Origin of the sequence: Streptosporangium sp. NBC_01755, from assembly GCF_035917995.1 — a bacterium.
Lineage (GTDB): Bacteria > Actinomycetota > Actinomycetes > Streptosporangiales > Streptosporangiaceae > Streptosporangium.
Genome location: NZ_CP109131.1, coordinates 4221589 through 4242393, shown reverse-complemented (window position 1 = coordinate 4242393; position 20805 = coordinate 4221589). Strand labels below are relative to the sequence as shown.

Below are 20805 nucleotides of genomic sequence, written 5' to 3'. Positions count from 1 at the left end.
ATTGACCAAGCCAACGTCGGTCGACGAGGACGCGAGGCGACTCGCCGAACTCGGTTACAAACAGGAGCTCTCCAGAACCTGGAGCGGCTTCTCCAACTTCGCCATCTCCTTCTCGATCATCTCCATCCTGGCCGGCTGCTTCACCACGTTCGGCCAGGCCTGGAACAACGGCGGCCCCATCGCCATCTCGTGGGGATGGCCACTGATCTCGATCTTCATCCTGATCATCGGGCTGTGCATGTCGGAGCTGGTGTCGGCCTACCCGACCGCCGGCGGCATCTACTGGTGGGCCGCGAAGATGGGCAGGCCCGTCCACGGCTGGTTCACCGGCTGGTTCAACCTCATCGGCCTGATCGCCGTGACGGCCTCGGTCGACTACGGCTGCGCGACCTTCCTGAACATCACCCTCAACCGGTTCTTCCCCGGCTGGCCTTCCTGTTCGCGGCCACCGACGTGAACGCGGTCAACGAGGCGGGTGGCTTCGTCGGCGCCATCTTCACCAGCGCGCTCCCCGGCAACCTGGCCACGGCGATCTTCGCGATCTCCACCATCGGCCAGTTCTTCTGCGGGATGAGCTGCGTGACCTCGATGTCCCGGATGACCTACGCGTTCTCCCGGGACGGCGCCGTCCCCGGCTGACGCCTGTGGTCGAAGGTGGACCGCAACAGGACCCCGGTCAACGCGATCGTCTTCGGCTGCGCGGCCGCGCTGATCCTCACCCTGCCCGCGTTGTACGAGGCCCCCGGCGGGTTGCCGCTGGCCTTCTACGCGGTCGTCTCGGTGGCGGTCATCGGCCTCTACATCGCCTTCGCGATCCCGATCTGACTCCGGCTGCGGATGGGCGACCGGTTCGAGCCGGGGCCCTGGACGCTGGGATCGAAGTACCGGGTCATGTGCTGGATCGCCATCGTCGAGATCGTCATCGTCTCGATCTACTTCATCATGCCGCTGGTCCCGGCGGCCGTGCCGTTCAGTGACGACTTCACACCGGCCGCGGTGAACTACGCACCGATCGTGGTCGGCGTGATGGTGCTGGGCGTGGGCCTGTGGTGGATGCTGTCGGCCAGGCACTGGTTCACCGGCCCGCGCCGCACCGTCGACGAGCCCGGCCTGGAGGCTACGGTCGACCCTGCCGGCAAGGAACCGATCGGCTGACCGGCCCACTTTCCGACGCCCGGGCCACCCGGGCGTCGGAAAGGCGGTCAGCTCGCCTCGAACGCCTCCGCCACCGCGGCCCGGACCCGCTCCGTGGCCGTGGCGGCGGGGGCCTCCCGCCACATCGAGGTCATGTCGACCTCGGGCATGCCGCAGGCCACCGCCCAGCCCCACGGGGTCAGGTCGCCGTCGACGTTGAGGGAGAACCCGTGGCTGGTGACGCCACGGCTCTGCCGCATGCCGATCGAAACGATCTTGCGTCCCGTCTCGACGGTCCACACGCCGGTCAGCAGTTCCGAGCCCGGCGGGGTGTCGCGGCGCTCGGCCGCGACTCCCAGCGCGCCGAGCGCGCCGACCAGCCTCAGCTCGACCTCTCGGACGTAGTCGACGATCCCCTCGTCCTCGCCGAGCTTGACGACCAGGTATCCGACCAGCTGGCCGGGGCCGTGGTAGGTGAGCTGGCCGCCGCGACCCGTGCTCACGACCGGGATGCCGTGAGCCGGATCCGGCAGGTGCTGCTCAAGGGTTCGCCTGCCCACGGTGTACACCTGCGGGTGGCTGAGCAGCCAGAGCGTGTCGGAGCGCTCGTCGCGCTGCCGTTGACCGACCATGTCGGTCATCCGCTCCATCGCCTTCTCGTAGTCGACCAGGTCGTCCTGGATCAGTGACAGGGGGCGTTGCCTCATACCCCCAGCTTATTTTCAGTAGCGAGCTGCCGGCGCCTTGGGTACGAAGATCCACATGAGCACGTAGACGATCCAGAGCGGCCCGGGAATGAGCGAGAGCAGCAGCCACAGCACCCGGACAAGGGTGGGCGGCATGTTGAGACTCTCCGCGATCCCGCCGCAGACCCCGGCGATTATCTTGTGGTTTCTCGAACGGTACACAGTGCCTCTCCCCGAATCGGTGTTCCTCGTCCCGTCAAACGAACGACCGGAACCGCCACGTTCCCGAGGTACCCCTGAGAAAACCCTGACAGGGTCGGGCTTGATAACTTTTCTCACAACTCGGCGTCAACATATCTAGGCGAACGCGGTCGATAACGGTACGTTCCGCCATGTACCTAATAGGGAATCCCCCTCCGTTCCACCCCTAGGAGCGTTATGCGCCTGAGGTTACGACGCAGCATGGTCCAGACCGCCACCCTGGTCACGGCCATCGCCCTCCCCCTCGCCTTCACCGCACCGGCGAGCGCTACCACAACGGCCCCCAGCGTCCCAGACGTCCTCGCCAACGTGTTCGCGACGCAGATCAAGGGCGACAACGTCAAGAAGCACCTGGACAAGTTCCAGCAGATCGCGACCGCCAACGGCGGCAACCGGGCGGCCGGCACACCCGGCTACGACGCCTCTCTGGCCTACGTGCAGGACAAGCTGCACAAGGCCGGATACAAGACCTCCACGACCGACGTCGAATTCCCGATCAACTGGGAGGAGTTCAGCCCGTCGATCCTCCAGAAGACGGCCCCCGAGGCGAAGACCTACGCCAACCCGGCCGACTTCGTGACGGTGATCTCCTCCAACCCGGGCGACGTCACCGCCCAGATCCAGGTCGTCGACGCGATCATCCCGCCGCCGCCGAACGCGAACACCTCGAACGCGGGTTGCGAGGCCGCTGACTTCGCCGGGTTCGTCCCTGGCCGGATCGCTCTGATCCAGCGCGGCACCTGCCCGTTCATCGACAAGGCCACCAACGCCAAGGCGGCCGGCGCGGCCGGTGTGATCTTCTTCAACGAGGGCCAGCCCGGCCGTACCGACCCGCTCCTCTTCGACATCATCGAGTGGCGCTTCGGCTTCCCCATCGTGATGGCGAGCACGGCCGTCGGCCTGGACCTGGCCGCCGCCCCGAACACCACGGTCCGCCTGAAGGTGGACGCCAAGACCACGGTCGGCCGTACCAAGAACCTGATCGCCGACTCCCGCTGGGGCAAGTCCGGCGAGATCGTGGCGGTCGGCGCGCACCTGGACGGCGTTCCCGAGGGCCCCGGCATCAACGACAACGGCTCCGGCAGCGCCGCCGTCCTGGAGACCGCGCTGAGGCTGGCCAAGGTGCCGACCAAGTACAAGCTCCGCTTCGCCTGGTGGGGTGCCGAGGAACTGGGCCTGCTCGGCTCCGAGCAGTACGTCGCGGGCCTGTCCCAATCCGAGCGGGACAAGATCAGGCTCTACCTGAACTTCGACATGATCGGCTCGCCGAACGGCGGCACCTTCCTGTACGACGGTGACGACTCCGACGCCGAGGGCGCCCCCGCCGGTCCGACGGGATCGGCCGAGATCGAGAAGCGCCTGGAGAGGTTCTACGGCAAGCGCGGCCTGCCCTTCGAGGGCACCGACTTCACCGGCCGCTCCGACTACGGCGCTTTCATCGCCAACGACATCCCGGCCGGAGGCATCTTCAGCGGCGCCGAGGTCCTCAAGACCGCCGAGCAGGCCGCCAAGTTCGGCGGGACCGCCGGCGTCGCCTACGACCCCTGCTACCACGCCGCCTGCGACGGCATCGACAACATCGACGCCGCCGCGCTCGAACGCAACGCCAAGGCCGTCGGCTACGCCACCGCGTTCTTCGCCTACGACCTGACGGGCATCCCCGACCGCAACGCCGCGACGCTCGCCAGGACCGCGGCGCAGACCGCGACGGCTCCCGAGGGCGCGGCCCGCTAACGGCAAAGTCCAGCAAAGCGCACCACCACGCTGTACGGCGCACACCCACCGCAGGTGCGCGCCGCTCGGGGGACCCCCACACCCTCAAACCCGAAGAGCATGATGCGCAGTCTGTGGACCATGGGCATGGCGGCGATCCTGGCCATCCCCCTGGCGTTCACCGCACCATCGGCGTCGGCCGCCGTCCCACCGGACACTGAACCTGTCGCTGTCGTGGTACCTGGCGCACGGTTCCAACTCCTCCACCGCCGACTTCCTGCGCGTCAAGGTCGTCGGCTCCACCACCACCCAGGTGTTCCAGCAACTCGGCGCGGCCTCCAACCGCAACGGGGCCTGGGCGGTCGCCACGGCCGATCTCTCCGCCTTCGCGGGCCAGACGGTCCGCATCCTGATCGAGGCCTCCGACGCCTCGACCGCCTCCCTGGTCGAGGCGGGAGTGGACGACGTAAAGATAACCCGGCAGTAAGCGAGACCGGGTGCGACCCGCGCCTTCCCCTTCCCGGGCCGTCCGGCCCCCTCCGGACGGCCCGCCACGCGGGTCGCACCGCTCCACCCACGTCGTCGCAGTCGTTGAACCTGCTCGGCAGCCCCCTCCGGACGGCCCGCCATGCGGGTCACCCCCCTCTCGGACCTCATCGCCCGCATCCTTCCCGTCGCCGGCGCGAAAAGTCGGAAACACGGATGCGTAGGTCCAGAAGAGCCGTGGTGAACATCAGCCGAACGACCACGCACGCTCACCTTGCGCTCCGCTACCCTCGCGTAGGTTACGCACGTGCTGGTACGGAAGGCGCTCAAGTGATCAGCTGGTTCGAAGCGGTGGTCCTCGGACTGATTCAGGGATTGACGGAGTTTCTGCCGATCTCCTCCAGCGCCCACATCAGGGTCGCGTCGGCGTTCTTCGGCTGGGAGGACCCCGGGGCCGCGTTCACCGCGGTCATCCAGCTCGGCACCGAGGCCGCGGTGGTGATCTACTTCCGAAAGGAGATCTGGGAGATCGTCTCCACCTGGACGCGCTCCCTGTGGACACCCGACCTGCGCAGCCACCACTCCGCCCGGATGGGCTGGTACGTCATCGCGGGAACCATCCCGATCGTGGTGCTCGGCCTGCTCTTCAAGGACTCCATCGAGAGTGTCTTCCGCGACCTGCGCCTGATCGGCACCACCCTGATCGTCTTCGGCCTGGTCCTGTGGTACGCCGACCGCACCGCTCGCAACAAGCTCACCCTGGAGCGGCACCTCAGCTTCACCCATGCCCTGATCTACGGCTTCGCCCAGTCCCTCGCGCTGATCCCCGGCGTGTCACGCTCAGGCGGCACGATCAGCGCCGGTCTGCTGCTGGACTACCGCAGGGAGGAGGCCGCGAAGTACTCCTTCCTGCTGGCCATCCCGGCCGTGCTGGGCGCGGGCTTCCTGGAGCTGTCCAAGATCGGCGAAGGCCCGGCCCCCGACTGGGGCCCCACGATCCTGGCCACCGTGATCTCCTTCATCGTGGGCTACCTGGCGGTCTCGTGGTTCCTGAAGTACATCAGCACGCACCGCTTCACCGGCTTCGTGATCTACCGGATCGCCCTCGGCGTCGTCATCATCGCCCTGGTGAGCACCGGAATCCTCGACCCGTCGGCCTAGCGACCCGGCGCTCAGCAGCGATGCGCGCCCGCTAGGCGGGCTGCGAGGTGTCGCTCTCCTCCACGGTTCCGGCTGGAGGCGGCCGGTCGTCCGCCCGCAGCCGGGCGGCGTCTTGATAGGCGGTCACAACGGCGGCGAACATGGCGGTGAGCCCGATCACGGGGGAGTCATTCCCCCGCCGGGCACGCCGGACACCAACACGACCGAGAGTGCCGCGACCGACGGGCCTTTCCCCGTCCGACCGGACGCGCAAGGCTTCTCCACCGTCCGACCGGCCCCTGCCTTCTCCCGTCCGACCGGACGCGCAAGGCTTCTCCACCGTCCGACCGGCCCCTGCCTTCTCCCGTCCGACCGGACGCGCAAGGCTTCTCCACCGTCCGACCGGCCCCTGCCTTCTCCCGTCCGACCGGACGCGCAAGGCTTCTCCACCGTCCGACCGGCCCCTGCCTTCTCCCGTCCGACCGGACGCGCAAGGCTTCTCCACCGTCCGACCGGCCCCTGCCCTTCCCCTGCCTGGCCGGAGCCCTCCACCGGGGGCGCGTCTCGTGAAGGGGCGGACTCGGGGAGACTGGACGGGTGCGTTCCGACTGGTCCGGCCTACCCGTCCGCCATGCCCTGCCCGAATTGCTCGCGGCGCTGGGCGAGCGGGGCGTCGCCGTGCTCAGCGCGCCCCCGGGCACCGGCAAGACCACGCTCGTCCCGCTCGCGCTGGCCGGGCTCCTCGACGGCTCGGCGCCGAAGCGGGTGATCGTGGCCGAGCCGAGACGGATGGCGGTACGGGCGGCGGCCAGGCGGATGGCGTGGCTGTGTGAGTCGGAGGTGGGTGCGGAGGTCGGGTTCTCGATCCGGGGCGAGCGCAGGGTCGGTGCGAGGACGGTCGTCGAGGTCGTTACCACCGGGGTCCTTCTCCAGCGGCTCCAGCGCGACCCCGATCTCGAAGGCGTGGACACGGTCCTGCTGGACGAGTGCCACGAGCGCCATCTGGACGCCGACACCGCGCTGGCGTTCCTCCTCGACGTCCGCGCCACGCTCCGCCCGGACCTGCGGATCCTCGCCACCTCCGCCACCGCCGACGCCGCTCCCTGGGCCCGCCTCCTCGGCTCGGGCGACCCCGCGCCGATCGTGCACGCCCTGGGCACCATGCACCCGGTCTCACCCATCTGGGCCCCGCCCTCCGGAAGCGTCGCGCCGCCCCACGGCATGCGGGTGGACCCGGCGTTCCTGACCCATGTCGCGGGCGTCGTACGGCGTGCGCTGGTGGAGCACGAGGGGGACGTGCTCTGCTTCCTGCCGGGCGTCGGCGAGATCGGCCGGGTGGCCGCGATGCTTCCCGGCGTCGACGTCCTCCAGGTGCACGGCCAGGCCCCGGCCCGCGTCCAGGACGCGGTTCTCTCCCCGGGCGAGGGGCGGAGGGTGGTGCTCGCCACCTCGGTCGCCGAGTCGAGCCTGACGGTGCCGGGCGTGCGGGTCGTGGTCGACTCCGGCCTGGCCAGGGAGCCCCGTACCGACCACGCCCGCGGCCTCGGCTCGCTCACCACGGTCCGCGCGTCCCGAGCCTCGGCCGTCCAGCGTGCGGGGCGTGCGGGCCGCGAGGCGCCTGGCGTGGTCTACCGCTGCTGGTCGCACGCCGAGCACGAGCGGTTGCCCGAGCACGCGCGGCCCGAGATCGCGCTCGCCGATCTGACCGGCTTCGCCCTCCAGGCCGCCTGCTGGGGCGACCCCGCCGCCACCGGCCTGGCCCTGCTCGATGCGCCCCCGGCCGCCGCGATGGACGCCGCCCGCCGCACCCTGCACGCCCTCGGCGCCCTCGACTCCCTGAGCCGGGTGACCGACCGGGGACGGCGGATGGCCGGGGCCGGGGTCCACCCGCGCCTGGCGCGGGCACTGGTCGACACCGGGCCCCGGGCCGCCGAGGTCGTGGCGCTGCTGTCGGAACAGCTTCCCCGGGACGCCGGCGACGACCTGGTGGCGGTCTGGCGCTCCGCGCGCCAGGGCGGCGACGGCTTCTCCGCCCGGTGGCGTCAGGAGGCCAGGCGGCTGGCTCGCGCCGTCCCCGGCTCCGACCGGCGCCCGGGACGACCACTGCCCACCGATGTCACGGCCCGGCGTGACGAGACGGCCCGGGACGGCAGAACCGCCCGAGGCGACGCGGCGCACCGGGGCGACGAGACGGTCCGAGATGGCAAGACCGCCCAAGGCGGCAAGACGGCCCGAGGTGACGAGGCGTCCCGGTGGGACGAGACGGCCCGGGATGACGATGCCGTGGCCGGGATCGTCGTGGCGCTGGCCTATCCCGAACGGGTGGCGCGGCGGCGGGGCGGGTCGTACCTGATGGCCTCGGGAACGGCCGCCGAGCTGCCGCGCGGGTCCCGGCTGGGGACGGCGGAGTGGCTGGCCATCGCGGTCGCGGACCGGCCCGCCGGGGCGGTGTCCGCCAGGATCAGGCAGGCGGTGGTGATCGACGAGGAGATCGCCAGGCTCGCCGCCGCTCCCCTGTACGGCTCCGGCGAGGAGATCGTCTGGCGCGTACCGCCGGGAGAGCGGCGCGGCGACGTGTCGGCGCGCCGGGTGGAGCGGCTGGGCGCGATCGAGCTGTCCAGCGGCGTGCTCAGCGGCGCCGACGTGCGGCCCGCCGTCCTGGAGGGGCTGCGCGTCGAGGGCCTGTCGATCCTGCGCTGGACGCCCGAGGCCGTGGCCCTGCGCGAGCGCCTGGCCTTCTGCCGGCGCACTCTCGGCGACCCCTGGCCCGCGATGGACGACGACGCGCTGGTCGACGCGGCCGACCGCTGGCTGGAGCCCGAGCTGTCGCGTGCCCGCCGCCGCCCCGATCTGGAGCGCCTCGACGTGGTCTCCGCACTGCACCGCCTGGTCCCGTGGAACGTCCGGCTGGCGGAGGTGGCCCCGGAACGGGTCGAGGTGCCGAGCGGGTCGCGGATCAGGGTCGACTACTCGGGCGAGCAGCCGGTGCTGGCGGCCAAGCTGCAGGAGCTGTTCGGCTGGGCCGAGACCCCGCGCGTCGCGGGGGTGCCGCTGGTGATCCACCTGCTCTCCCCTGCGGGCCGCCCGGCCGCGGTCACCGCCGACCTGGCCTCGTTCTGGCGCGAGGGCTACCGCGCGGTCCGCGCCGAGCTCCGCGGCCGCTATCCCAGGCATCCCTGGCCGGACGACCCCATGTCGGCCACCGCCACCCGCCGCGTCAACCCTCGCCGCTGACCCCGGCTCCCGCTCACCTCCCTCACCGCTGACCCCGGCTCCCGCTCACCTCCCCTTCTGCCCGGAAGCCTTACCCGACGCTCCCGGTGACAGGACCGGGAACCCACCTCGCCCATCCCCGTCGCCGCCCCGGGAGCCGTACCCGATGTTCCCGGCGGCCGGCGCGCGGCCGGCTTTTATGAGCTATCGTAGTGATATCACTTCGATAGCAAGGGTGGAGTACATGGAACGACGTGCTTTCCGGATGAACGGATTCGGTGTCCTGATCGGGCTCCTGGCACTCGGGGCCGTCCTGGCCTGGGCCGGGTGGGCGGCGGGAGAAGCGTGGCTGATCGCCGCGGCGATCGTGTGGGGGGTCGTCGCGGCGGTCATGGCCACCGGGTTCGCGGTGATCAACCCGAACGAGGCGAAGGTCGTGCAGTTCTTCGGCCGCTACATCGGGACGGTGAACCAGGCCGGATTCCAGTGGGTGCTGCCGTTCACCAGCAAGGAGCGCGTCACCCTCCGGGTGCGCAACTTCGAGACGACCAAGCTCAAGGTGAACGACGCCGACGGCAACCCTGTGGAGATCGCCGCCGTCGTCGTCTACAAGGTCGCCGACACCGCCAAGGCGGCGTTCGCCGTGGACGACTACGAGCAGTACGTGGCGATCCAGTCCGAGGCCGCCGTCAGGCACCTGGCCACCAGCCACCCGTACGACGCCCACGAGGAGGGCCGTACCAGCCTGCGCGACGGCGCCGAGGTGGCCGCCGAGCTCACCACCGAGCTGAGCGACCGCACCCAGCTCGCCGGCGTGGAGGTGCTGGAGGCGCGGATAACCCACCTCGCCTACGCGCCGGAGATCGCCCAGGCGATGCTGGTCCGGCAGCAGGCCGCCCAGGTGGTCGCGGCACGCACCCACATCGTCGCCGGCGCGGTCGGTATGGTCCAGCTCGCGCTGACCAAACTGCGAGAGGAGAACGTGGTGGAACTCGACGAGGAGCGCAAGGCTCAGATGGTCTCCAACCTGCTGGTCGTCCTCTGCGGTGACAAGGCGACACAGCCGGTGGTCAACGCCGGCAGCCTCTATGGCTGAGCGCAAGAAGATCCTGTTGAGACTCGACCCGGCCGTCTACGAGGTGATCGCCAAATGGGCGGCCGACGACCTGAGAAGTGTCAACGCCCAACTGGAGTACGCGCTCCGTCTGGCACTCAAGGCGGCGGGGCGCGAGCCCCGGCGGGGCGAGCGGAATAACACCGATGAGCCGGACAAGTCATCTGATTGAGACGTGGGACGCTTCCCCTGGCGGACTCACCGGACCACACTCGGTTCATGTCGTGGGTGGGAAGTTCCGCAGTGGAGATCGCGGAGGCCGTGCGACGGGGGAAGGCCACCGCGCCCGTGGTCGTCGAGGAGCACCTCGACGCCATCGCCGAGCGTGACGGACACGTCGGGGCGTTCCGCGTCGTCCTCGCCGAGCGGGCGCTGGCCGAGGCGAGGGCGCTACAGGAGCGGGCGGACCTGTCCGGGCTGCCACTGGCCGGGGTGCCGATCGCGATCAAGGACAACGTCCCGATCCGGGGCGAGGCGTCCCGCAACGGTTCCGCGGCGACGCCGGACGCGCCCGCGGACGAGGATCATCCCGTGGTGGCCAGGCTCAGGGCCGCGGGCGCGGTGGTCGTCGGCATCACCAACGTGCCGGAGCTCTGCCTGGCCGGATTCTCCGACAGCGTGTACGGCGTGACGCGCAACCCGTGGGACCTCGGGCGCACCCCCGGCGGATCGTCGGGCGGGAGCGCGGCCGCCGTGGCGGCGGGCATGGTCCCGCTGGCCCACGGCAACGACGGACTGGGCTCGCTGCGCATCCCGGCCGCCTGCTGCGGCCTGGTCTCGATCAAGCCGGGCCACGGGGTGGTCCCACCGCCCGAGCACGACTGGTACGGGATGTCGGAGAACGGCCCACTGGCCACGACCGTGGCCGATCTCGCCCTGGCCCTGGCCGTCATGGCGGACGACATGTCACTGGCGACGCCCGGCGAGAGCGAGGCACTCGGCGTGGACAGCGCCATCGACGACTACCCGGGCGGGCTGACCCTGTCGGAGCCGCTGCGGCTGCGGATCGCGGTCGCGCCGATGCCGTTGCCCTCCGGGCTCTCGGTGGACGCCGAGTTCCAGCGGGCGGTGACCGGTGCGGCGGAGGTCCTGGGCGCGGCGGGGCACACCGTGGTGGAGCACCCCCGGCCGATGCCCCTCGGGGTCGGTGCCGCCGCCGTCGCCACCTGGTTCGCGTGCGCCAGGGGCGACGTGGACGGCCTCGACCCACGCGGTCTCGAACGGCGCACCAGGTCTCTGGCGAGAGCCGGACGGCTGCTCGCCAGGTTCGGGGCGGACGGCACGGCGGGACGCGACCGCTGGCGCGCGTACGGTGCCGACCAGTGGTTCGGCAATGCCGACGTGCTCGTCACGCCGACACTCGCCGACCTGCCACCGGCCGCGGCCCGCTGGGGCCGACGTGGGCTCCTGGCGAACGCCCGCGCCAACCTGACGTACGCGCCCACCACCGCGGCCTGGAACATGGCCGGCTGGCCCGCCATGACCGTCCCGTACGGCCGGCACTCCAGCGGCATGCCGATCGGCGTCCAGCTCGTCGCCGCCCCGGGGGGCGAGGCACAGCTCCTGGCCCTGGCCGGCCAGCTGGAGACCGCCCGCCCCTGGACCCGCCACGCCCCACCCACCTGATCACCCGACCGCCTGGCCGCCTGATCACCCGACCGCCTGGCCGCCTGATCACCCGACCGCCTGATCGCCTGATCACCCGACCGCCTGATCACCTAATCACCCGACCGCCTGATCACCTGATCACTTGATCACCTGGCCGCCGCTCAACGGCATGCCCGACAACCGGTCGGCGCGGCGCCGGAGCCGCGCCGCGCGGGTGGCCCGTACGGGTCAGACGCCGGTGGGGTGCCAGACCGTCTTGGTCTCCAGGAAGGCGGTCATACGCCCGGTGCCGGGGTCGGTGAACCAGTCGGTCTCGACGGGGCGGAGGACCCGCTTGAGGTTCTCCGCCGCCGCCTCCTCGCACGCGACCGCCAGGGCGTCGTCGGCGACCCCGGCCAGGTCGAGGGCGTTGACGTCCATGTGCGCGGCCAGATGGGGGGCGATCTCGGCGACGGAGCCGGTGAGGATGTTGACCACCCCGCCTGGCAGGTCGGAGGTGGCGAGCACCTCGGCCAGGGTGATCGCGGGCAGCGGGGCGCGCTCGCTCGCGATCACCACGCAGGTGTTGCCTGTGACGATCACCGGGGCGATCACCGAGACGAGCCCGAGCAGCGGCTTGTCGGGGGCGACCACCGCGACCACGCCGGTCGGCTCCGGCGAGGAGATGTTGAAGTAGGGGCCGGCGACGGGGTTGGCGGACCCGGCGACAGCAGCGATCTTGTCAGACCATCCGGCGTACCAGACCAGCCGGTCGACGCTCGCGTCCACGACCTCCCGCGCGTTCTTCGTCCCGGACTCCGCCAGTTCGGCGATGAACTGGTCCCGGCGACTCTCCAGCATCTCGGCGACGCGGTAGAGGATCTGTCCCCGGTTGTACGCCGTGGCACCCGACCAGCCGCCGAAGGCCTTGCGCGCGGCCGTCACCGCGTCGCGGGCGTCCTTGCGGGAGGCCTTGGAGGCGTTGGCGAGGAAGTCGCCGCTGGAGGAGGTCACGGCGTAGGACCTTCCGCTCTCGGAGCGCGGGAACGCCCCGCCGATGTACAGCTTGTACGTCTTACGCACGGCGAGCCGTGCGGGCCGACGTTCGTCCCCTGAGTCCATGGCCCGCTCCGTGGCCCGCTCCGTAACCTGCCTCGTGGCCTGCTCCGTGGCCCGCTCCGTAACCTGCCTCGTGGCCTGCTCCGTGGCCTGCTCCGTGGCCTGCTCCGTGGCCTGCTCCGTGACCTGCTCCGTGGCTTGCTTGGCCGCCTGCTTGGTCGCCCGCTCCGTGGCCTGCTTGGTCGCCCGCGCCCGGCTCGGCTTCTCCGCCTTACTCATTTCCCAGCCCTCTCCACGAGCTCTCCTGCTGCGCCAGCCGGGCCGGCACGAAGATCTGACCGCAGCGGCTCACACCGCACCGGTGGGCGAACCAGCCCCGCAGCACCGGTCGCCCGGTGCGGGCGAAGCCGTGGCCCCGGGTGCTCTGGGCACGGCGGCGGCGGCGCCTGACGCGCTGATGCTCACACATCGAGATACGCCTCCAGCCCGTGCCGGCCGCCCTCGCGCCCGTATCCCGACTCCTTGTAGCCGCCGAACGGCGAGGTGGGGTCGAACCGGTTGAAGGTGTTGGCCCAGACGACACCGGCGCGGAGCCTGCTCGCCATCCACAGGATGCGCGAACCCTTCTCCGTCCACACGCCCGCCGAAAGGCCGAACGGGGTGTTGTTGGCCTTCTCCACCGCCTCGGCCGGGGTGCGGAAGGTCAGCACGGACAGCACGGGGCCGAAGACCTCCTCACGGGCGATCCTGTGTGACTGGGCGACACCGGTGAAGATGGTCGGCGGGAACCAGAAGCCCTTGTCGGGCAACGAGCAGGCCGGGGACCAGCGCTCGGCGCCCTCCGCCTCCCCCAGGTCCGACAGCTCGCGGATCTTGGCGAGCTGGGCCGCGGAGTTGATCGCGCCGATGTCCGTGTTCTTGTCCAGCGGGTCGCCCAGCCTGAGCGTGCCGAGCCGCCGCTTCAGCGCGTCGAGCAGTTCCGTCTCGATCGACTCCTGCACCAGCAGCCGGGAGCCCGCACAGCAGACGTGGCCCTGGTTGAAGAAGATCCCGTTGACGATGCCCTCGACCGCCTGGTCAAGCGCGGCGTCCTCGAACACGATGTTCGCGGCCTTGCCGCCGAGCTCCAGGGTGACCTTCTTACCGGAGCCCGCGACCGACCTGGCGATCTGGCGGCCGACCTCGGTGGAACCGGTGAAGGCCACCTTGTCGACGTCGGGGTGGTTGACCAGGGCTGCGCCGGTCTGTCCGGCACCGGTCACGATGTTGACCACGCCGGGGGGCAGGTCGGCCTGCGCGCAGATCTCCGCGAACAGCAGCGCGGTCAGCGGGGTGGTCTCGGCGGGCTTGAGGACCACGGTGTTCCCGCAGGCCAGGGCAGGGGCGATCTTCCAGGCGAGCATGAGCAGCGGGAAGTTCCACGGGATGACCTGGCCGGCCACCCCGAGCGGGCGCGGGCCGGGGCCGTACCCGGCGTATCCGAGCTTGTCCGCCCAGCCGGCGTAGTAGAAGAAGTGGGCCGCCACCAGGGGCAGGTCCACGTCGCGGGACTCGCGGATGGGCTTGCCGTTGTCCAGGGACTCCAGCACGGCCAGTTCGCGCGAGCGTTCCTGGATGATCCGCGCGATCCGGAACAGGTACTTGGCCCGTTCCGAGCCGGGCAGCGCCGACCAGACGCCGAACGCCTTGCGTGCGGCCGAGACCGCCCGGTCGACATCGGCCTCCGTCGCCCAGGCGACCTCCGCCAGGACCTCCTCGGAGGCGGGGTTGACGGTCTTGTGAAGATGCCCGTCCTGGGAGTCGACCCACTCGCCGTCGATGAACAGGCCGTAGGACGGCCTGATGTCGACGACGTCACGCGACTCGGGCGCCGGTGCGTACTCAAACATGTGAACGCCTTAGTCGAGGGTGAAGTAGTCGGGACCCGCGTACCTGCCGGTGGCCATCTTCTGGCGCTGCATCAGCAGGTCGTTGAGGAGTGTGGAGGCGCCGAGCCTGAACCAGTCGGGGCTGAGCCAGCCCTCACCGACGGTCTCGTTGACCAGGACGAGCATCTTGACGGCGTCCTTGGTGGTCCGGATGCCGCCCGCGGGCTTCACCCCGACCTTGCGGCCGGTCGCGGCCAGGAAGTCGCGGACCGCCTCCAGCATGATCAGCGTCACCGGAAGGGTCGCGGCGGGCTGCACCTTTCCGGTGGAGGTCTTGATGAAGTCGCCCCCGGCCAGCATGGCCAGCCAGGACGCGCGGCGCACGTTGTCGTACGTGGACAGCTCGCCGGTCTCCAGGATCACCTTCAGGTGAGCGGCACCGCAGGCGGCCTTGATCGCGACGATCTCCTCGAAGACCTTGACGTAGTCACCCGCGAGGAACGCGCCCCTGTCGATGACCATGTCGATCTCATCGGCTCCGGCCGCCACCGCGAAGACGGTGTCGGCGACCTTGACATCGAGCGAGGAGCGTCCGCTGGGGAAGGCGGTCGCGACGCTGGCCACCTTGACGCCGGAGTCCTTCAGCGCAACCACGGCCTCGGCGACCAGGTCAGGGTAGACGCACACCGCCGCCACCCTGGGGACGGAGGGGTCGGCCGGGTCGGGGTGGAGGGCCTTGGCGCACATCGCGCGGACCTTACCCGGGGTGTCGGCTCCTTCCAGGGTCGTCAGGTCCACCATGCCGATGGCGAGGTCGATGGCCTGGGCCTTGGCGGTCGTCTTGATGGATCGGGTGCCGAGCATCGCGGCGCGCTGGTCGGCGCCCACGCGGTCGACACCGGGCAGGCCGTGCAGGAAGGTTCGCAGCGTGGCGTTGGACGTTGCCACGTCCGCGAGCGAGGTCGTCATAGTTGACACCTCTCCAGCATGCCCACTGGTGTGATTACTTCCAAACTGGACCTTGCACAGCCCTCTCGTCGGTTTTCGTCAACATCCGCCGGGTCCGGCCTGACGCGACCGCCGCGGGCTCTCCGGGGCACGCGGGGAACCGTTGACACCACGGAGCCGATCGATCCGGAACTGCTGGAGGAGCTGGAGAAGGCGGCCGAGGAGACCCGGCCACCGGCCGGTGCACGAGGTAGCTTCGCAGCACCGGCTGCCACCTGTTGGCCCGCAGCCCCCGGAGCGCGGCGATCCCGACGCAATATTTGCTCACGGTCACCGGCCGCACCCCCATCCCCCGCAGCACCTTGTCTACCAGCGCCTTCCCGTCCACCGACTTCGATTCCAGCAGCACCAGGTCCCGGCGGGCGGGCGCATCGCGCTGCCCGTCGCGGCACAGCAGACCGGTGTCGCAGGTGAGCCGCGCCGCCCCGGCCCGGTCGATGAGCGTCACCCGTTTGTAGTCCGTGGCCAGCACCGCCTCCAGCGTCTCGGGCGCGACGAGCCGCAACCCGCCGAGGAGGGTGTCGCGCACGAAGTCCATCGCCTCCCGGGTGAGCGTCTGATCCGGCGCGTCGTCGTACGGGATGCGATGCTTGTCCGTGCTGCCCCGCGCCCCACTGAGCTTGAGCTCCAGCCAGCGGTCTCCACTGTCCAGATAGGTACGGGTACGCAGCTTGAACCTGCGCCGCCGATCCTGGCGATGCTGGCGGAAGGTCAGCAGATCCGGCGTGTCGAAGTAGGTGGAGGTATAGCGGAACTGTCGCCGCCCTGCGATCTCCAGAGCGACGAACCGGTCACTCAGCTCGGCCGCGAGCGCCGCCATGGTCGCGGCCGTCACCAGGTATTTGTTGTCCACCCGGCTCATCAGCTCCGGCACGTCCTCCAGCCCGATCGGCGGCACCTCGGCCGCGACCCCGACGAGCAGCACGTCCGCGTTCGGCTCGGCCATCACCGCACCACTCCGGCACGCGCGTTCGAACCCACGTAGCGGACATCGACCACCGTTATGTCCCGCACGTAGTCGATCTGCATGACCACGCACTGCAGCACCCGCGCCCGCAGCCTGCCCTCCAGGTCCACCCGCAGCGACTCTGGATCGGAATGCACCACGTCCAGCGTCACGACCTGGTGTCTCGTGCGCCCGAGCAACCTGGGGTGATCAGCGATGTACATGACCGCCAGCAGCACCCCGTTGAGCGCGAGCGCGGTCAGCGGCCATGCTCCGGCGATGCCGTTGACCAGCCCCAGCACGATCGCGACGAAGTAGTAGGCGATCTCCTGCTGAGTGATCTCGCTGGACCGCAACCGGATGATCGACAACACACCGAACAACCCGAATCCCACGGCGATGTCCACCCGCTGCACGAGCAGCAGCGACACCACCGCGAAGATCCCCACGTTCAGCGCGACATAGGCGAACAACAAATCACGCCGATGGTGGCGCCGATAGTAAAGACCGTAGGCCAGCACGATGATCGCCGAGAGGTCCATCACCAGTCCGATTATCACAATCGCCCCTTTTCCTGCCGCTGTTCATGAACAGCATCTCCACTCAGGATGAAGTGATCATGAGGCGATGATTAGGCGACTCTCATGCGATAGCCGGTTCCTCTTATGGTCTCGATCCGATCCACACCGATTTTGCGCCTTAGATAACGCACATACACATCCACCACGTTCGACCCGGGATCGAAATCAAACCCCCAGACGTGGCTGAGCAACTGCTCGCGCGTCAGCACCTGGTCGGGATGCCGACAGAAGATCTCCGCCAGCGCGAATTCCCTGGTGGACAAATCCACGGCCCGCTCGCCGACATAAGCCCGCCTCGTCCGCAAATCCAACGACAAATCCGACACCCGCAGCACGGTCACCTCCGGTGTGCGGTCGGCGCGCAGCCGCAGCCGTACCCGAGCCAGCAACTCCTCGAAGGCGAACGGCTTGGCGATGTAGTCGTCCGCGCCGCCCTCAAGCCCCGCCACCGTGTCGCTCACACTGTCACGAGCGGTCAAAATGATCACAGGAATGGTGACCATGGCTTCTCGCAGCCGCCGCAGCACGGTGAACCCGTCGCTCAACGGCAGCCCGATGTCCAGGATGAGCAGGTCGAACCCGCCCGTGCTCGCCAGGTCGTAGGCCGCGATACCGTCCCCGACCGCAGCCGTCACGAAGCCGTTGGCTCGCAACCCCTTCTCCACGAAGGAGACGATCCTGGCCTCGTCCTCGGCGATCAGAATGCGGTTCATGGCAGCCTCCACGTCTCCCATAGCGGGAGAGATATGACAAAACAGGCCCCGCCGCCGGGACCTTCCGTCACCTTCACGCCGCCTCCATGGGCCTCGGCGATGGATCTGACGATGGCCAGCCCCAGACCGGCCCCGTCGTAGGTGCCGGTGCGGCCCGCGCCGCGCACGAACCGCCCGAAGATCCGTTCTCGCTCGGCGGGCGCCACGCCGGGCCCGCTATCGCGTACCCACAGGTCGACGCGCCCGTCGCGGACGGCGGAGCCAACGGCGATCAGGTCGTCGTCGGCGGTGTGGCGCACGGCGTTGGCCACGAGCTGCATGAGCGCCTGCGTGAGCCGCTGGCGGTCCGCCGGCAGGCGGGCCTCGGCCACCTCGTCGACCCGCCACCGGCGCTCACCCAGCGGGCGGGCCTTGGCGACCACGCTCACCGTGAGGTCGGCCAGCTCGACGTTGTCCAGGTGCAGGAACCCCGGCTGCTCGGCCTTGGCCAGCGTGATCAGGTCGTCCACGATGCGGTTCATCCGGTCGAGCTCGTCGGTGACCAGGGCGAGGGTCGCGGCCCGGTCGGCCGGATCGTCGCTCATCAGCTCCAGGTGGCCGCGGATGACGGTGATCGGCGTACGCAGCTCGTGCCCGGCGTCGTCCATGAAGTTCCGCTGCACGACGAACGCCTTCTCCAGCCGGTCGAGCATATGGTTGAACGTCGCGGCCAGCGCCGCCACATCGTCGTCGCCCGGCACGTCGAGCCTGCGGGTCAGGTCGGTGGAGTCGCTGATCTGCTCCGCGGTCTGGCCGATCAGCCGCACCGGCGCGAGCACCCGCCCTGCCACGAACCACCCGGCCGCCCCTGCCAGCACCAGCGCGGCCAGCGCGGACAGCCCGAGAGCCCACACCGCGTCCACGATCTCGCCGCGATGCCGATCGTAGAAGATCGCCACAACGAAGTGGCCGGGGCGGGAGTCACCGGACACGGTCACCGGGATCACCGCGTACTGGACCGTTCCCGCGTCGCTCTCAACCGTGTCACGCGTGATCCTGGTGGCCTTGGCCATCCGCCCGACCAGCTCGGCATCGGTGTCGAGCCGCACGAGCGGCTCGATCGCGGTGACCCTGTCGGCGCTGCCGTCGACGATGCTGAAAAACGTCTCCCACCGATCGGGCGAGTTGAGCGCCAGGTAATCGGTGAGCAGCTTCTGGACGTCGGTGACCGTGCGGCCGGTCTGCGGATCGCGTGTCTCCTTGGCGTAGCTGCGCAGCTTGTCCACCTCATTGCGCAGCTCGGAGCCTATGCGGTCGTCGAGCCGGTTGACCAGGAAGGTCCAGGTCGTGGAGATCGAGACAGACAGGGCGAGGCCGACGACGGCGAGCATCCAGCCCACGATCCGGGCACGGGCGCTCACCCTCATGCGCTCACCTGGTCAGTCATCATCACCCTCGCCATCGTCGTCATCGTCGTCATCGCCCCCGCCCCCCAGCCGAGGCGACGGTGGCCTGACCGGCTCGGCCTTGCTCTTGCGGGGCGTGGGCTGCGCGCTGCGCGCAGGTTTCTCACTCTTGCCCGGCGAGGCCGACCCCGGATCCCCACTCTTCACGCCCGACCCCGGATCCCCGCTGTTCACGCCCGACCCCGGATCCCCGCTGTTCACGCCCGACCCCGGATCCCCGCTGTTCACGCCCGACCCCGGCTCCCCGCTCTTCCCAGGCGAGGCCGAAGGAGTGCCCTGCCCACCGCGCCCGGGCGAGGGCGACACGACGACGGGCCCGCCCAGATCGGACCCTTCGTTGGCCGCCCGCATGAACCCCATGGACATGAACCCCACCGCCACCAAACCGAGGACGAGCAGGATCACGGCTCCCCGATGTTTCATGAGATCGACCTTGACACCCTTCGAGGAGACCACGCTGAAGCCCAGATGAGAAACCTCTCATCTGACCGCACCCCCCGGGCCACCCCTCCACGAGCGCGTGGAGGACTTCAGTCCCTGCCCGGCCTGCGTACGCGCCGGAGAATTCGACTTCTTCGACCAGGCCGCGTTCGGAGTTCGGATCTTCAGGTGGACCGGAGGCTTCGCATCCATGATCGGGCCTGCCTTCCTGATGCCAGGACCGAGGTGGATCCGCACTTCCGGTGAGGAACGTCGCACTAGGTGGGGCCTAGGTAGTGGCGGGGCGCGGAGCGGTCCGGAGATAGGACATCCTCCCGATGTGGGACCGGGGGCCTTAGGACGAGTCTTGAGTCTGTAAGGAAAGCGCCACACCAGGAAGGAACCCCCATGGGTCCCGAGCTTCAGCTCCAGTTGATCGCCTACCGGACCGCCGAGCTCCTTGAGGAGGCCGACAACCACCGCCTCGCCCGCGAGGCCCAGGAGAACAGAAAGGCCCGCCCGGGCGGCAAGCGCCGCAGGGGCCTCCTCGGCAAGATCATTTCGGCATGACCGCGTCCCGAGAGCCCGGCCGCCTCATTCCGCCCGGCCGGGCCTCTCCGCCCCCGTAGAAGATCGACTTCACCGAGCGAAAAATGCTGTCGACCGAGGGCCTCGCCTACGCGCCGTTCACCGCGGCGATCCGCCGGCTCGTCCGCGAGTGCGGTGCCGAGGAGGTCGCGGCCGCCCACCGCCTCGCCCTGATCGGCTGACCTCCTGCATCATGGATACCGATCGGATCGGGAAGAGGAGACAGACGTGCAGCGCGAGAATGGCATCGCCGTCGGCATGGCCCCCGCTCCCCCTGAGTCTTCGGGGGTGCGCGGAGCGATCGCCGCCAACCTGCGCCGCACCCGCCTGGCCCGAGGGTTCAGCGTTCGCGAGCTGGCCGAGCTGACCGGCGTGAGCAAGGCACTCATCTCCCAGGTCGAGCGCGGCGTGGCCAACCCCACGGTCGAGGTGCTGTCGCGGCTCGCGACCTCCCTGGAACTGACCTTCGGCGAGCTGACCCGGGTCCACCTGACCGGCCCGGAGGTGATCCGCCACGACGAGGGACTCGTCCTCCCCGCTGGAGACATGACGGTCCGTGCCCTGTTCGCGGCCCCCGACCGGCGCCGCTTCGAACTGGCCGAGGGCCACATCCCGCCGGGCACCCGCAGCGCCAAGAGCTCCCACGGCCGCGGCTCGGTGGAACACGCCTACGTCGTCTCCGGCGAGGTGACCGTCGAGACCGAGGAGTGGTCGGTCACCATCGCCACGGGCGACGCCGTGCGCTTCGCCGCCGAGTCCGACCACGTCTACGCCACCGGCTCCGCCGCCTGCCGCGTCCTGACCCTGATCTCGTTCTCCGAGGACTGACGACGGAGCGCGCGA

At 70.0% G+C, this 20805-nt stretch carries 25 protein-coding genes; 13 read left to right on the top strand and 12 right to left on the bottom strand.

Features of this window, described 5'->3' with window-relative positions; genetic code table 11:
• The first annotated feature begins 1 nt into the window (after nucleotide 1).
• Genes OG884_RS20380 through OG884_RS20365 form a run of 4 tightly spaced genes read left to right on the top strand, consistent with a single transcriptional unit; the run spans nucleotide 2 to nucleotide 1155 of the window.
• Nucleotides 2-457 carry an amino acid permease gene (locus tag OG884_RS20380; protein WP_326635172.1) on the top strand — a complete coding sequence of 152 codons (456 nt, stop codon included), beginning with the start codon at nucleotides 2-4 and terminating at the stop codon, nucleotides 455-457.
• Complete coding sequence (locus OG884_RS20375) at nucleotides 454-639, top strand: amino acid permease (protein ID WP_326635170.1); 186 nt, start codon at nucleotides 454-456, stop codon at nucleotides 637-639. The genes OG884_RS20380 and OG884_RS20375 overlap by 4 nt, the downstream gene beginning before the upstream one ends.
• Before the next feature lie 15 nt (nucleotides 640-654).
• The gene (locus OG884_RS20370) at nucleotides 655-825 is read left to right on the top strand and encodes a hypothetical protein (RefSeq protein ID WP_326635168.1); all 171 of its coding nucleotides are present in this window, start codon (nucleotides 655-657) and stop codon (nucleotides 823-825) included.
• Between the two features lie 12 nt (nucleotides 826-837).
• Nucleotides 838-1155, top strand: coding sequence for a hypothetical protein (locus tag OG884_RS20365; RefSeq protein ID WP_326635167.1), 318 nt, complete (start codon nucleotides 838-840; stop codon nucleotides 1153-1155).
• A 47-nt stretch (nucleotides 1156-1202) separates the two neighbouring features.
• On the opposite strand, the gene lipB is transcribed toward OG884_RS20365, so the two are convergent.
• Together lipB and OG884_RS20355 are read right to left on the bottom strand one after the other, a co-directional pair.
• Nucleotides 1203-1841, bottom strand: coding sequence for a lipoyl(octanoyl) transferase LipB (gene lipB / locus OG884_RS20360; RefSeq protein WP_326635166.1), 639 nt, complete (start codon nucleotides 1839-1841; stop codon nucleotides 1203-1205).
• 15 nt (nucleotides 1842-1856) lie between these two features.
• Complete coding sequence (locus OG884_RS20355) at nucleotides 1857-2042, bottom strand: PspC domain-containing protein (RefSeq protein WP_326635164.1); 186 nt, start codon at nucleotides 2040-2042, stop codon at nucleotides 1857-1859.
• Nucleotides 2043-2282: 240 nt separating this feature from the next.
• Between OG884_RS20355 and OG884_RS20350 the strand changes: the two genes are divergently transcribed.
• The 3 genes from OG884_RS20350 to OG884_RS20340 all read left to right on the top strand — a co-directional run bounded on the left by OG884_RS20350 (nucleotide 2283) and on the right by OG884_RS20340 (nucleotide 5441).
• A complete protein-coding gene (locus OG884_RS20350) occupies nucleotides 2283-3815 on the top strand; it encodes a M28 family metallopeptidase (RefSeq protein WP_326635163.1) in 1533 nt (510 codons plus the stop codon).
• 292 nt (nucleotides 3816-4107) lie between these two features.
• The gene (locus OG884_RS20345) at nucleotides 4108-4281 is read left to right on the top strand and encodes a hypothetical protein (protein ID WP_326635161.1); all 174 of its coding nucleotides are present in this window, start codon (nucleotides 4108-4110) and stop codon (nucleotides 4279-4281) included.
• A 329-nt stretch (nucleotides 4282-4610) separates the two neighbouring features.
• Complete coding sequence (locus OG884_RS20340) at nucleotides 4611-5441, top strand: undecaprenyl-diphosphate phosphatase (RefSeq protein ID WP_326635159.1); 831 nt, start codon at nucleotides 4611-4613, stop codon at nucleotides 5439-5441.
• Between the two features lie 31 nt (nucleotides 5442-5472).
• Here the strand turns inward: OG884_RS20340 and OG884_RS20335 are convergent, their stop codons facing one another.
• Nucleotides 5473-5601 (bottom strand): hypothetical protein, encoded by a 129-nt coding sequence (locus tag OG884_RS20335; protein ID WP_326635157.1) that lies wholly within the window; start codon nucleotides 5599-5601, stop codon nucleotides 5473-5475.
• Between the two features lie 416 nt (nucleotides 5602-6017).
• Here OG884_RS20335 and OG884_RS20330 point away from each other — a divergent pair, with 416 nt between their 5' ends.
• The 4 genes from OG884_RS20330 to OG884_RS20315 all read left to right on the top strand — a co-directional run bounded on the left by OG884_RS20330 (nucleotide 6018) and on the right by OG884_RS20315 (nucleotide 11373).
• The gene (locus OG884_RS20330) at nucleotides 6018-8654 is read left to right on the top strand and encodes an ATP-dependent RNA helicase (protein ID WP_326635155.1); all 2637 of its coding nucleotides are present in this window, start codon (nucleotides 6018-6020) and stop codon (nucleotides 8652-8654) included.
• Nucleotides 8655-8877: 223 nt separating this feature from the next.
• Nucleotides 8878-9729 carry an SPFH domain-containing protein gene (locus OG884_RS20325; RefSeq protein ID WP_326635153.1) on the top strand — a complete coding sequence of 284 codons (852 nt, stop codon included), beginning with the start codon at nucleotides 8878-8880 and terminating at the stop codon, nucleotides 9727-9729.
• Nucleotides 9722-9919, top strand: a complete 198-nt coding sequence (locus OG884_RS20320) for a hypothetical protein (protein WP_326635151.1) — start codon at nucleotides 9722-9724, stop codon at nucleotides 9917-9919. Before OG884_RS20325 ends, OG884_RS20320 begins: the two co-directional genes overlap by 8 nt.
• A gap of 47 nt (nucleotides 9920-9966) precedes the next feature.
• A complete protein-coding gene (locus OG884_RS20315; protein WP_326635149.1) occupies nucleotides 9967-11373 on the top strand; it encodes an amidase in 1407 nt (468 codons plus the stop codon).
• Between the two features lie 210 nt (nucleotides 11374-11583).
• Here OG884_RS20315 and OG884_RS20310 read toward each other — a convergent pair whose 3' ends face one another.
• The 9 genes from OG884_RS20310 to OG884_RS20270 all read right to left on the bottom strand — a co-directional run bounded on the left by OG884_RS20310 (nucleotide 11584) and on the right by OG884_RS20270 (nucleotide 19377).
• Nucleotides 11584-12456 (bottom strand): aldehyde dehydrogenase family protein, encoded by an 873-nt coding sequence (locus OG884_RS20310; RefSeq protein WP_326646960.1) that lies wholly within the window; start codon nucleotides 12454-12456, stop codon nucleotides 11584-11586.
• A 208-nt stretch (nucleotides 12457-12664) separates the two neighbouring features.
• Complete coding sequence (locus tag OG884_RS20305; RefSeq protein WP_326635147.1) at nucleotides 12665-12862, bottom strand: hypothetical protein; 198 nt, start codon at nucleotides 12860-12862, stop codon at nucleotides 12665-12667.
• A complete protein-coding gene (locus OG884_RS20300) occupies nucleotides 12855-14282 on the bottom strand; it encodes an aldehyde dehydrogenase family protein (protein WP_326635146.1) in 1428 nt (475 codons plus the stop codon). The genes OG884_RS20305 and OG884_RS20300 overlap by 8 nt, the downstream gene beginning before the upstream one ends.
• 9 nt (nucleotides 14283-14291) lie before the next feature.
• Nucleotides 14292-15230 carry a deoxyribose-phosphate aldolase gene (deoC, locus tag OG884_RS20295; protein ID WP_326635144.1) on the bottom strand — a complete coding sequence of 313 codons (939 nt, stop codon included), beginning with the start codon at nucleotides 15228-15230 and terminating at the stop codon, nucleotides 14292-14294.
• Nucleotides 15231-15264: 34 nt separating this feature from the next.
• On the bottom strand, nucleotides 15265-16215 hold the full coding sequence (locus tag OG884_RS20290; protein WP_326635142.1) for a polyphosphate polymerase domain-containing protein: 951 nt from the start codon (nucleotides 16213-16215) through the stop codon (nucleotides 15265-15267).
• Entirely contained in the window at nucleotides 16215-16778 is a 564-nt protein-coding gene (locus OG884_RS20285; protein ID WP_442811730.1) for a DUF4956 domain-containing protein, read from the bottom strand. Before OG884_RS20285 ends, OG884_RS20290 begins: the two co-directional genes overlap by 1 nt.
• Before the next feature lie 68 nt (nucleotides 16779-16846).
• Nucleotides 16847-17509, bottom strand: a complete 663-nt coding sequence (locus OG884_RS20280) for a response regulator transcription factor (protein WP_326635140.1) — start codon at nucleotides 17507-17509, stop codon at nucleotides 16847-16849.
• Nucleotides 17506-18915 carry a sensor histidine kinase gene (locus tag OG884_RS20275; protein WP_326635138.1) on the bottom strand — a complete coding sequence of 470 codons (1410 nt, stop codon included), beginning with the start codon at nucleotides 18913-18915 and terminating at the stop codon, nucleotides 17506-17508. Before OG884_RS20275 ends, OG884_RS20280 begins: the two co-directional genes overlap by 4 nt.
• A gap of 12 nt (nucleotides 18916-18927) precedes the next feature.
• Nucleotides 18928-19377, bottom strand: coding sequence for a hypothetical protein (locus OG884_RS20270; protein WP_326635137.1), 450 nt, complete (start codon nucleotides 19375-19377; stop codon nucleotides 18928-18930).
• Between the two features lie 405 nt (nucleotides 19378-19782).
• Here OG884_RS20270 and OG884_RS20265 point away from each other — a divergent pair, with 405 nt between their 5' ends.
• Both OG884_RS20265 and OG884_RS20260 read left to right on the top strand, forming a co-directional pair.
• The gene (locus OG884_RS20265; protein WP_326635136.1) at nucleotides 19783-19944 is read left to right on the top strand and encodes a hypothetical protein; all 162 of its coding nucleotides are present in this window, start codon (nucleotides 19783-19785) and stop codon (nucleotides 19942-19944) included.
• A gap of 246 nt (nucleotides 19945-20190) precedes the next feature.
• Entirely contained in the window at nucleotides 20191-20790 is a 600-nt protein-coding gene (locus OG884_RS20260; protein WP_326635134.1) for a helix-turn-helix domain-containing protein, read from the top strand.
• Nucleotides 20791-20805 lie beyond the last annotated feature (15 nt).

What these genes read in the sequence shown, in the direction of transcription:
- OG884_RS20275 (WP_326635138.1), bottom strand. Translation starts at nt 18,915, where the DNA reads ATGAGGGTGAGCGCCCGTGCCCGGATCGTGGGCTGGATGCTCGCCGTC.
- OG884_RS20365 (WP_326635167.1), top strand. Translation starts at nt 838, where the DNA reads ATGGGCGACCGGTTCGAGCCGGGGCCCTGGACGCTGGGATCGAAGTAC.
- lipB (WP_326635166.1), bottom strand. Translation starts at nt 1,841, where the DNA reads ATGAGGCAACGCCCCCTGTCACTGATCCAGGACGACCTGGTCGACTAC.
- OG884_RS20310 (WP_326646960.1), bottom strand. Translation starts at nt 12,456, where the DNA reads ATGGACTCAGGGGACGAACGTCGGCCCGCACGGCTCGCCGTGCGTAAG.
- OG884_RS20305 (WP_326635147.1), bottom strand. Translation starts at nt 12,862, where the DNA reads ATGTGTGAGCATCAGCGCGTCAGGCGCCGCCGCCGCCGTGCCCAGAGC.
- OG884_RS20300 (WP_326635146.1), bottom strand. Translation starts at nt 14,282, where the DNA reads ATGTTTGAGTACGCACCGGCGCCCGAGTCGCGTGACGTCGTCGACATC.
- OG884_RS20265 (WP_326635136.1), top strand. Translation starts at nt 19,783, where the DNA reads ATGGGTCCCGAGCTTCAGCTCCAGTTGATCGCCTACCGGACCGCCGAG.
- OG884_RS20280 (WP_326635140.1), bottom strand. Translation starts at nt 17,509, where the DNA reads ATGAACCGCATTCTGATCGCCGAGGACGAGGCCAGGATCGTCTCCTTC.
- OG884_RS20325 (WP_326635153.1), top strand. Translation starts at nt 8,878, where the DNA reads ATGGAACGACGTGCTTTCCGGATGAACGGATTCGGTGTCCTGATCGGG.
- OG884_RS20320 (WP_326635151.1), top strand. Translation starts at nt 9,722, where the DNA reads ATGGCTGAGCGCAAGAAGATCCTGTTGAGACTCGACCCGGCCGTCTAC.
- OG884_RS20270 (WP_326635137.1), bottom strand. Translation starts at nt 19,377, where the DNA reads ATGAAACATCGGGGAGCCGTGATCCTGCTCGTCCTCGGTTTGGTGGCG.
- deoC (WP_326635144.1), bottom strand. Translation starts at nt 15,230, where the DNA reads ATGACGACCTCGCTCGCGGACGTGGCAACGTCCAACGCCACGCTGCGA.
- OG884_RS20290 (WP_326635142.1), bottom strand. Translation starts at nt 16,215, where the DNA reads ATGGCCGAGCCGAACGCGGACGTGCTGCTCGTCGGGGTCGCGGCCGAG.
- OG884_RS20315 (WP_326635149.1), top strand. Translation starts at nt 9,967, where the DNA reads ATGTCGTGGGTGGGAAGTTCCGCAGTGGAGATCGCGGAGGCCGTGCGA.
- OG884_RS20350 (WP_326635163.1), top strand. Translation starts at nt 2,283, where the DNA reads ATGGTCCAGACCGCCACCCTGGTCACGGCCATCGCCCTCCCCCTCGCC.